This window comes from Halomonas sp. ND22Bw (assembly GCF_003011945.1).
In the GTDB taxonomy this organism is placed as follows: Bacteria; Pseudomonadota; Gammaproteobacteria; order Pseudomonadales; family Halomonadaceae; genus Halomonas; species Halomonas halophila.
On record NZ_PXWD01000449.1, the window covers coordinates 1 to 333 of the forward strand.

The 333-nt window shown below is 74.2% G+C and carries 1 protein-coding gene; it reads left to right on the top strand.

Annotated elements, in window-relative coordinates; genetic code table 11:
* The coding region (uraH, locus tag CVH10_RS18880; protein ID WP_106489385.1) for a hydroxyisourate hydrolase at positions 1-262 on the top strand (262 nt) is incomplete at its 5' end.
* Between the last annotated feature and the right edge of the window lie 71 nt (positions 263-333).

Sequence of the window (333 nt, forward strand, 5' to 3'; positions counted from 1 at the left end):
CCTAGCGACGACCGCGACGAACGCGGACGGCCGCTGCGACGCACCCCTGCTTGCCGGGGATGCGGTGGTGCCCGGCACCTACGAGATCGCCTTCGAGGTCGGCGCCTACTTCGCGCGGACCTCGGCCGGCGAGGCGCCAGCCTTCCTCGATACCGTGCCGGTGCGCTTCCGCATCGCGCCGCAGGGCGCGGGCACGCCCGCCCACCTGCACGTGCCGCTCCTGATCTCCCCCTACGGCTACAGCACCTATCGCGGAAGCTGAGCCGCCCTCCGGACCGTCAGGGCGCGCCGCAAGACGCCCGCCGGCCCATCGCGCCACCCAGCCAAGACGCC